At 33.4% G+C, this 9,528-nt stretch carries 7 protein-coding genes; 1 reads left to right on the top strand and 6 read right to left on the bottom strand.

The window, feature by feature from the left end; all coding sequences use genetic code 11:
- Positions 1-187: 187 nt before the first annotated feature.
- The 5 genes from TEPIDINF_RS04785 to TEPIDINF_RS04805 all read right to left on the bottom strand — a co-directional run bounded on the left by TEPIDINF_RS04785 (position 188) and on the right by TEPIDINF_RS04805 (position 7,027).
- A complete protein-coding gene (locus tag TEPIDINF_RS04785; protein ID WP_421691451.1) occupies positions 188-3,292 on the bottom strand; it encodes an ATP-binding protein in 3,105 nt (1,034 codons plus the stop codon).
- Complete coding sequence (locus tag TEPIDINF_RS04790; protein WP_069798010.1) at positions 3,289-4,563, bottom strand: metallophosphoesterase family protein; 1,275 nt, start codon at positions 4,561-4,563, stop codon at positions 3,289-3,291. Before TEPIDINF_RS04790 ends, TEPIDINF_RS04785 begins: the two co-directional genes overlap by 4 nt.
- Before the next feature lie 112 nt (positions 4,564-4,675).
- A complete protein-coding gene (locus tag TEPIDINF_RS04795; RefSeq protein ID WP_421691452.1) occupies positions 4,676-5,920 on the bottom strand; it encodes an MFS transporter in 1,245 nt (414 codons plus the stop codon).
- A gap of 162 nt (positions 5,921-6,082) precedes the next feature.
- Positions 6,083-6,661 carry a non-canonical purine NTP pyrophosphatase gene (locus TEPIDINF_RS04800; RefSeq protein ID WP_421691453.1) on the bottom strand — a complete coding sequence of 193 codons (579 nt, stop codon included), beginning with the start codon at positions 6,659-6,661 and terminating at the stop codon, positions 6,083-6,085.
- 45 nt (positions 6,662-6,706) lie between these two features.
- Positions 6,707-7,027 carry a hypothetical protein gene (locus TEPIDINF_RS04805; RefSeq protein ID WP_069798015.1) on the bottom strand — a complete coding sequence of 107 codons (321 nt, stop codon included), beginning with the start codon at positions 7,025-7,027 and terminating at the stop codon, positions 6,707-6,709.
- Positions 7,028-7,274: 247 nt separating this feature from the next.
- Between TEPIDINF_RS04805 and TEPIDINF_RS04810 the strand changes: the two genes are divergently transcribed.
- Positions 7,275-7,733, top strand: coding sequence for an OsmC family protein (locus TEPIDINF_RS04810; RefSeq protein WP_068724295.1), 459 nt, complete (start codon positions 7,275-7,277; stop codon positions 7,731-7,733).
- A gap of 91 nt (positions 7,734-7,824) precedes the next feature.
- Here TEPIDINF_RS04810 and TEPIDINF_RS04815 read toward each other — a convergent pair whose 3' ends face one another.
- Positions 7,825-9,501 (bottom strand): TRAP transporter permease, encoded by a 1,677-nt coding sequence (locus tag TEPIDINF_RS04815; protein WP_421691454.1) that lies wholly within the window; start codon positions 9,499-9,501, stop codon positions 7,825-7,827.
- Positions 9,502-9,528: the final 27 nt, after the last annotated feature.

The following is a 9,528-nucleotide window of genomic DNA, read 5'->3' on the forward strand; positions in this document are numbered from 1 at the left end:
TTTATTTATTTAGTGAGCCGTCCTAGTAACATATAATATATCGTAAAATCTTGATGAGATGTGAGAATATGGACATTATTAAACATTCGATTGGCGCCTCGTCGGTTTTTTAACAGGATCTGCAACCTTCGATTACTACCTTTATAAACATTTACATGGAGAATTTTTATCTGTTTACCAAAAGAAACTATATGATACCACTTGAAGAATAATGATTTAGTGATATCTGTTTGATTTCCTTAATAAGTGCTCCTATTTTTCTTGTAACATGTGGGTGGCAAGTGAAAAAAATAACTTGATGCTGCTTTGCCAGAATCTCTAATGCTTGGATAGATAGTTCTAATCTTCTAGGATCAAAATTTACGAAAATGTCATCTAAAATAATTGGAAGAAAATATTGATTAGAAAATTCTTCAACAAGTGCAAAACGCAACCCTAAGAATAGCTGTTCGATCGTACCCCGGCTTAAAAACTGAGGCATAAATCTTTGTCCATCTTTTCTAATAACTTCAACAGAATGACTATTGATGGGAACATAGACTTGTTGGTATTCTCCATCCGTTAATAACGATAAGTAATGTGAAGCCCTTTTCATCACCTGTGGCTGTTTTTCTTTTTCATAGCGACTCATCGCTTTTTCCATGATCTGTTTTGCTAGCGTGATCGTCATCCATTCTTTTACCTTTTGATGAAGCTGAGATTGCATTTCTACATAACTTTGGTTTAGTTCTGTAAGGGTTTGATCTTCTTCAAGCTCTTTAATTTGGTTTTGTAATTCTCCTTTTTCTTCTAACAATTGTTTATTTAAGGTTGATCTTTTTTCTATCTCGTCTTTAAACTGAACAAGTTTTGCCATGATCTCCTCTTTATTTTCAGTTTCAAGAGTTTTTAACAATCGCTGGTATTCCTCTTCAGTCTTACAACTTAATTTTAATAAAGTAGTGAGTTGTCTACTTTCATTCAAAAGGATTTGATAATGTTCAAAATTCTTTGCTTTATGATAAAATTCTTCTTTATCTTTAACCTCTGCATAATTGATTAGTTCTTCAATTTGATCATGAATCGATTTTATTTTATTTTCCAACATCTCCAGCTGTTCTTTCCACCCATCGAACTTTTCTAATAAAATCTGATGGTTTTGCTTTGCCTGCAGATGATCATTTAAGCGTTCATTTAATTGAAAAATCCCTTCTTCAATAGATTTGCCGTTTAACCCAACAATTTCTAATAATTCTTTACTTTTTTTTTCATATTCAACAATTTCTTTTTTAACAAAATCTATTTTTTTTATTAAACTTTCTTCTTTCTTGATCCATTCTTTTACTCTCTGTATTGTTGCGATGATATCAAAGACGACCAATGGTGACAATACCTCATCAAAATGGTGTTGAAAAAACCAGTCCTTCCAGTTTTTCTGTAAGGTAGTTAAGTCCTTTTCTAAATGCTGACGAACTTTTTGTAAAGTAGAAAGTTCTACCCGAATTCCTCTTCTTTCTTTATTTATTTCTTCAAGATGAGCCTTTTTCTCATCTAATTGTCCTTTTTGTGAAATTGCTTTTGCCCTTAACTCTTCTATTTTGTTTATTGTGAACTCATCGAGAACCTCAAAACCATAGTTTTCAATAAGTGGAATTGACTTATTCAAGATCGTAGTGATTTGATTTTGAAGGTCTTCAAGTTGCTCATCTAGCTGGGTCATTGAGACATTCAATTTTCTTCCCTGATTAACGTGTAGTTTTTGTTGATAATGTAAAGTTAACAGAATGACATTAAAGAATAATAATAGACTTGCTGGTAGCCATTCTTTAAAATAGAAAAGTACAATACTACCTAACAAGAAAATTCCTACCATAATAAGGAGAATTCCATTGCTTTGAAAAGAATTTGAATGATCTTGTTGATGCTGGTATACATTCCTTTGTTGTTCTAATTGTGTTTTTTGCCATTCCTTTTCCTTAAGGTCATTCCAATTCTTTTTTATGACCGGATATATTTCTTCGAGCTTATCAGCTTTTTGCTCAGAAAAGACATGTTCTTTTAAAGAATATATAGAATCTTCAAGATGAATCTTCCTTAGCTCCTTATCTTCGATTCTTTGTTTTACGCTTTCTAGTTCTCTTTGTTTGCTTTGTATTTGTAGTGAGTATTCTTGTAAAAATTGTTTATCTTGAATAGAAAATTCAATCAATTGTACTTTTTCTTTTGAAAAAGTTGGCCCCAATTGTTTTAACATATCATTTATTTGTTCGTGTAAGCTTTCCTTTTCTTGCGATAAACTCTGGTATTCCCTTTGATTTTCTTGATATTTATTTAATTGATTCTTAAAATGTTGAATTTTATCCTTATTTTCTTCAAGAAAAGGATTTTCATAGAAATTTTCAAGTTCCTTTTCTACTTCTAGTTTCCTATTTAATACATTCTCTTTTTCTACTTCTAAATCTAAACATTTTTCTTCTAATGTCTTTAATCTGCTCATTCCGTCTTCTGGGAATAGAAAAGGATTAGGATACTCCTTAAGTTGTTCTTGCAAAAGATTCAGTCGAATGTAAGTATCATAGGATTGGACAACTTTCTCTAACCATAGCGTATTCTTTTTTATTCTTTCCATTTGTAATTCGTTCTCAACTATTTCTTCTTCTAGACTTTTTATTTTCAAGATCAATGTTTGATATTGGTCATATTTTTGCTTTAATTTTTCTTTAGATAGATAAATACGATCCATCTCTGCCAAGATCAAATTTATTTCAGGTTTTTTACCGCCCATTTTAAATAGTTGTTGCTGTTTCTGTTCAAGCGTCTGCTTCATTTTCAAAATTTGGCTTGCTGATCCTGTACCTGTATGATAGATAAAACTATTTATTTCTTCATCTTGAAGCGAATCGATTTGTTGCAACTCTGTTAAACCAAAAGAAAAGATTTGCTTATATACCTTTTCGTTAACTTTTCCAATGAGTTGTGGCAAAACCTCTTCCCCTGCTACTTCTCCATTAGGAAGATAAACTTTTACATCTCCAGATGCCTTTTGCGAATGAATTCGTTCAATTCGATAAGATTGGTTATTTACATCAACGATTTCAATGGTCCCTCCAAATTTGCCCCCATGAATTGGTTCGTACCGAAGATGAGCATTTTTTCTTCCTTCAAAACCAAAAAGAATAGAACGAATAAACGCCATCATCGTACTTTTTCCAGACTCATTCATCCCTTCTATCACATTGATTCCATTGTGAAGTTCAATGGTTAGATCATTCAGTTTTCCAAACCCATAGATATATAATTTTTTAATGATCAAGAATTTCTCTCCTCCCTAGTGAAAAAGTGAATGGCTAAATGTTTAGCTTTTTCAAAAATGTTATCTATGTCTTCATTAGAAAAAGAGGTAAAATGATTTTTTAAGCTACGGTTTTTAAATAGTTCATGACCCAATTCTTTTTCTATTACAGTTACATCCATTTGTTCTTTTGCAAGTGTTAATTGTTCTAGATAATCAACCAAAAAGGAACCTTTTTCTAAATAGTCTTCAATCTGAAAATAAGGCGTGGTTTTTAATTGAATCGATTCTATCCATGTCCATTGACTTTGAACGATATAGTTTTGGTTTAATATTTCAACCATTTCTTCCTTTTTTCCATCTTCATGTAACTCGAAATGTAAGTCCGACTCGCCAATCAAAGAAATTCGGAGAATCATTGGAACTTGAGAGGTTTGCATCATCCCATCTATCTTTTCCTGAATATGATCCATAAGACGATTCATGTTCTCTATTGAGGTAATATCGATCACTACTTCGTCCCATTTAATCTGTGAGGTTTCGATCCATTTCATCGTTTGAACTTTTTGACGATCAACTTCAACCAGTACACACCCTTTAGTACCTGTTTCTTTCATATGGCGGCCTTGTGGATTCCCAGGGTAAACGATCACAGGCGTGGAATTAGAAACCACATGCTTTTTATGGATATGACCTAAAGCCCAATAATCCATGTCAGAATAAAGTAGTTCTTGCGTTGTAGTAGGCGCATATGTATCATGCTCAGGGTTTCCATCTAGATTGGTGTGTAGTAAACCGATATGGAATATTCCTTCAGCAGACTCTTTTTTCTTATACTCAGGAACGATATTTTCTCTAAATGACTTTGTTGGAAAACTACGTCCATATATTCGAACTAATTCTTTTTGCTCTTTAATAAAGGAATAGACTTCCACTTTGTCAGAAGGAAAAAAATGAACGCTCTTTGGCCAATCAAATGAAGACTTTATCTGATCTGCTGGGTCGTGGTTACCATGTATAATATAACTTTGTATTCCATGTTCATCTAACTTTTTAAGTCCTTGGTAAAAATGAAGCAATGCTTTTAAACTATGTTCCTCCACATCAAAAACATCTCCAGAAATAAGCAAAAAATCTACTTGATACTTAATACAATAATCGATAATTTGATCAAAAGCCCTGAAAGTAGATTGTTGAATTTGTTGATGTAAATGCTTAGGTATATGGACTAATCCCTTAAATGGTGTATCTAAATGAAGATCTGCAGTGTGGATAAAACGAAATGTAGACATTTATACCCTCCATGAAAAATTTAACTTCTCTTTTTCTAGTTTACATCGAATTCACGTTCGTATACAAGTATTAAAATAGCCCACAATAATGATGTATAAAAAAATACCCCGTCTAATGACGAAGTATTGCTGGAATACGATCCTTTTCAAATTTAAAAGCAACGACAAAAAAGGCAAAAGCTCCTAATAAACGAATGACTGATGATATATTCATAGCCCAAAACATGCCGGTCAATGATAATAGCCAAACACCAATTTGGGGTGAAATAAAACCGATAAAACCAATAACAATGGTGTATAAAGTAATATAAGAAGAACGATTCTTCCCTGGCGAAACACCCAATAATTGATTAAATAACAAAAAGTTCGTCCCTGCTAGAAATGCACCAGTAAATAAATTCGTCATTGTTAAGTAGACTAAATTGGTAGAAAGTACAGTTAAAAAAGGAGCAGATGCCATCCCTGCTGAAGCAATAAAGAGCATCACTGAATTACCGAATCGTTCAGACATTCTTCCCCACCAAGTATAGGTGAGAATCTGTGATAATTGATTTGTAACAGTAAATAAACTTAACCAGACTGCAGTAGCTCCTGCTGTTTTAATCTGATAGATACTAAATAAAGGCCAAGCCATTTGCCAGCCGAAATTAAAAAGCATTGAACTTAAAAGAAAAAAAAGAAATGGTTTCTCTGAGATACTTTCTTTCATCGCTGTCAATAAATGTTTGGATTTAGTTGAATCGATAAGACTATATTCCTTTCGTTCAACATGTTTGAATAGATAGTATGCTTCCAATAAACCAAATAAAAAAGAAACAAAAAAGAGAATTTGAAATGGATATGGATTCGTTGTATTAAAATGATTTAAAATCCAACCTACTAATGCGGTAGATACCATTCCTACAATAGTTAAGATCCGATTACGGTTACTAAAGAAAAGTCCTCTCTCTTTCTCTGGGATTAGATCCCCTATTAAAGATTGCCAGGAAAGGTTTGTTAAACTTCCAGGTACATTCATTAAACCAATTAAGATCACTAAGACCCATGCTTGGTATAATGGAAGAAATGGAATGAGGGCAAAAAGTAAGAGGAAAAACCTCGTCGATAAAATCCCTATTCCGCATACTTTTCGTTTCATTTCTTGTCGGCTAAACCAATAGCCTCCAATCACCGTTGTGATTAAGCTAACGATAGCTGGGAGTGAATTAATTAAACCAACTTGTTGATTATTAGCATGAAGAATATTAATTGCATATAACGAAATGAAACCAGTATAAGTATTGGCGATCGTTGAATAAGCTCCATTTAAAATACTATAATGTTTGTTTTTTTGGACGATCTCGTACGGATAATACATTTAGTTCCCTAACCTTTCAGAGTTATAGCAACAGTATAATACGAAACCGGTTTAAAAACGAATTGAAAATTTGTTTAAAAATAATTAAAAATCATGTAAAAAAACACAATTATCCTCGATTTTCTTTTCTTCTATTTATTTATCATTATCGGAATTTTCGTTTCACGAAGTTTTATCTACAACGAGTTGGTTTTTTAACCATTTCCCCATCTCTTCTAACGCAATTCTTCGATAAGAGAGAAATACTCTTTTTTCAATTGGCATCTCTCCTAAAACCTTGTTATATCCATTGGGTATAAAAATAGGATCAAAAGGGAATTTAAGGTCGATTGGCAAATCGTTTGGAATCAAGTTGGTAATTTTACCATGTAGTTCTCCATGAAATACCTTTATTTCATTTCTCCATTTCATTGCAATGACCCCGTGAAAATAAGCTGACCTATTCTCCTCTTTTAACAGTTTTTCAATTCCTTTATACCCAACTAAGTTAAAAATTCTTTTCGTTAAAATACCAGGGAAGTTAGGATATGCTTCAAAAAAAATACCTGAATCATCTACAAATACAGGTTCCTCTCTATCTTCAATTTGAGATAATTTATACCTTGCAATAGATTCCATCGTTCCTTCGGTTGGTTCTTTAAATGGAAACGATTCATCCTCTACCTCAAAGCCAAAGGGTGCTAAAGCCATTTTTGCTTCAATTAATTTTTCAGAATTTGTAGTGGCAAAAATAAGTTTCATCTATAATACACCTTTCTCTACATTAAATGGTGTTAATCAAATTCTCTATTCGTTCATACTTTTTTCTGTAACCTCTCCCTGTGTTCTAAACCAGATGTTTAATTCATTGATTACGCTAGCCTTATCCACAATTTCTTCATGAACTTTACAATATTCTTCGAAGCTCATCTCAAACATAAGTTCTTGTTTCTCCATAATTTCCTTTTCTACCAGTTTAATTCGATCTGGGATCTTAGCGCGCTCCTGTTCCCAGCGATCAATAATATAACTTTGTTCTAATGTAGAATATTCTTCCCAATCTTTATCAAATTGAGGAATATTAATTCCCAATCTAAAATCATATACGAATTTAACTACTTGTTTCAACTTAAAAAGACCCCTCTCATTGTAATTACTAGTTGATACATCTATTTTAATAAAAAAAAGAAAAAAATAGAATGGTTAACCATACTTAGAAGGTTAAAATATTCACAAATTAGACAAATTTTTTATGACAAATTTTCAAACTCTTCATTTTAGATATTTTAATTTAATACTAATTCTAGTATACTTTCATTGTGGAATTATTCACAAACTAAAAATAAAGTTAAATATTTAGGGGGAGGCATTTAATATGGCAAATCAAGTTATGCGTTCTACTGTTACTCTTAAAGATGGGCTTAAGGTTGAAGCAGAGTCTCGCGGATTTAAAGTCATTGTTGACGAGCCACAACAAATGGGCGGTAGCAATTTAGGCATGACTCCTGTTGAATTATTACTTTCTGCATTAGGAAGTTGCCTAACGATTACAATTACCATGTTTTCTAAAGCTTTTCACATCGATATCAAAGATCTTAAGGTTGATGTTGAAGGTGACTTTGATCCCATGGGTGCTATGGGAAATGATCCAAACGCACGTAGTGGCTTTACTGAAATTCGTGTTAATATTCATATCTCTTCAGATGCTCCAGAAAGCCGTATTCATCGTTTAATCGAGATGGCTGAACAAAAATGTCCTGTAAGTGATACTTTAAGACATGGTGTTGGTATTAACGCTAAATTTGAATTGAATACTGAGATTGTTTCTGCTTAACTGTTCGTCTCTAATTTTGCTAATTTCAATTGATCAAATATGAACTTACAAAAAAGAAAGCCCATCAATGATGGACTTTCTTTTTCTTTGTTTATGAAGATGTTCCTAATCTTCCTTTTTTTATATCCTTATTTCTCGTCAGATATTGAATAACTAAGAGAATAGCCAACGTTCCTAAGCCTACAGTATCAGTCCAGATACCTGGAACAATCAATAATAATCCTGCAGGTATTGCTAAAATTCGTTCTAACCAATTCAAATGTCTTAACCAATAACCCATTAACCCAGCACTTATTCCAAGCATTCCAATACTAGCAGTTGTAATAATTAAAAGAGTTTTCCAGAAGTTCGTATCAATTAAAAGCAATTCAGGAGATAGTACAAAGATATAGGGAATGATAAAGGCTGCAATTGCCAACCTTGTAGCTTCTGCTCCAGTACGAATTGGTTTTCCACCTGCTATGCCAGATGCGGCAAAAGCGGCTAAAGCAACTGGTGGAGTGATGTCTGCAACAATACCAAAATAGAAGGTAAACATGTGAGCTGCTAAAGCAGGCTTCCCTAATGTGATAATAGCTGGCGCTGCAATCGTTGATGTAATGATATAATTTGCAGTTGTTGGAGACCCCATGCCCAGAATAATTGAGGAGATCATTGTCAAGATTAAGGTTGGAATAAGAATTCCACCTGCAAGGTCGATTAAACCATTTGCAAATTTAAGTCCTAATCCAGTTAAGGTCACGGTACCAACGATCATACCTGCAGCCGCAGTCGCAGCCACAACACCTAAAGCAGACTTCGCACCGTCTTCTAATGCAAGAAAAAGATCTTTTATTTTCATATTATTATGACCTAACAGCATACCGATAAGGCCAACAATAATAACGGAAACAATTCCACTAATCGCGGAAAAAATGGGTGACCTTCCCATCATTAAAAATCCTATGATCACAAATAGAGGTATTAACAAATAAAGTTTCTTTAAGATTTCCTTTTTATCTGGTAATTCTTCCTTTGTTAGTCCACGTAGACCAGTACGTTTTGCTTCAAAATGTACCATGATCCAAATCCCAGCAAAATATAAAATAGCAGGGATTGCAGCAGCTTTTGCAATCTCCCAATAAGATAATCCAATAAACTCTGCCATCAAAAATGCTGCTGCCCCCATAATAGGTGGCATAATTTGACCACCAGTAGAAGCAGCAGCTTCTACTGCTCCGGCAAATTCAGGACGATAACCTAATTTTCTCATCATTGGAATGGTAAATGAACCAGAGGTAACAACATTAGCAACTGAACTACCACTAATTGTACCTTGTAATGCACTTGAGAAAACAGCAACTTTGGCTGGCCCCCCTACTCTTCTACCAGCAATCAATAATGCCAGATCATTAAAGTATTGACCAACTCCTGTTTTCTCTAAAAAAGCGCCAAACAATAAGAACAAAAAAATAAATTTAGCTGAAACCCATAAGGGTGTTCCTAGGATTCCATTAAGTGTGAAATACATATGGGAGATAATTCTTTCCCATGAGAGACCACGAAAGGCTAGAAAACCAGGAAAATAATTTCCAAACTTTGCATAAATCAAGAAGAGTGCAGCAATCAACGTAATTGGAATACCCACTACTCTTCTTGAAGCTTCGAGTACCAATAGAACAGCTAATAATCCAATAATGAAATCTAGTTGGTTATAATTTCCTGCTCTCATGACTAATCCATCATATTCATATACCCAACTAAGACCGCAATAGCAATACTGATCCATCCTTTTTTCACATTTAACACCTTACCT

This window comes from Tepidibacillus infernus, from assembly GCF_048898065.1.
Lineage (GTDB): Bacteria > Bacillota > Bacilli > Tepidibacillales > Tepidibacillaceae > Tepidibacillus_B > Tepidibacillus_B infernus.

Excerpts from the sequence above, each read along its gene's own strand:
- TEPIDINF_RS04790 (WP_069798010.1), bottom strand. The coding sequence starts at position 4,563 with ATGTCTACATTTCGTTTTATCCACACTGCAGATCTTCATTTAGATACA.
- TEPIDINF_RS04795 (WP_421691452.1), bottom strand. The coding sequence starts at position 5,920 with ATGTATTATCCGTACGAGATCGTCCAAAAAAACAAACATTATAGTATT.
- TEPIDINF_RS04800 (WP_421691453.1), bottom strand. The coding sequence starts at position 6,661 with ATGAAACTTATTTTTGCCACTACAAATTCTGAAAAATTAATTGAAGCA.
- TEPIDINF_RS04810 (WP_068724295.1), top strand. The coding sequence starts at position 7,275 with ATGGCAAATCAAGTTATGCGTTCTACTGTTACTCTTAAAGATGGGCTT.
- TEPIDINF_RS04815 (WP_421691454.1), bottom strand. The coding sequence starts at position 9,501 with ATGGATCAGTATTGCTATTGCGGTCTTAGTTGGGTATATGAATATGAT.